Origin of the sequence: Azospirillum sp. TSH64 (assembly GCF_003116035.1) — a bacterium.
Lineage (GTDB): Bacteria > Pseudomonadota > Alphaproteobacteria > Azospirillales > Azospirillaceae > Azospirillum.
Genome location: NZ_LGQW01000013.1, coordinates 256 through 658 on the forward strand (window position 1 = coordinate 256; position 403 = coordinate 658).

General features: G+C 67.2%; 1 protein-coding gene. It reads left to right on the forward strand.

The genetic code is table 11. From position 1 onward, the window contains the following. Positions 1–403: ATP-binding cassette domain-containing protein (locus tag TSH64_RS01510; protein ID WP_199237397.1), on the forward strand; the 403-nt coding region annotated here is incomplete at both ends.

Below are 403 nucleotides of genomic sequence, written 5' to 3' on the forward strand. Positions count from 1 at the left end.
GACCCACGAGATCGTGCGGCGCGGCATCGCCCAGTCTCCCGAGGGCCGGCGCATCTTCCCGCGCATGACGGTGCTGGAGAACCTGCAGATGGGCTCCATCGTGGCGCAGCCCGGCAGCTTCGAGCGCGAGCTTGAGCGGGTGCTGACGCTGTTCCCGCGGCTGAAGGAGCGCATCAACCAGCGCGCCGGGACGATGTCGGGCGGCGAGCAGCAGATGCTGGCGATCGGGCGGGCGCTGATGAGCCAGCCGCGCTTGCTGCTGCTGGACGAGCCCAGCTTGGGTCTGGCGCCGCTGATCGTGAAGCAGATCTTCCAGGTGATCCAGGAGATCAACCGGGAACAGAAGATGACGGTGTTCATGGTCGAGCAGAACGCCTTCCACGCGCTGAAGCTGGCGCACCGG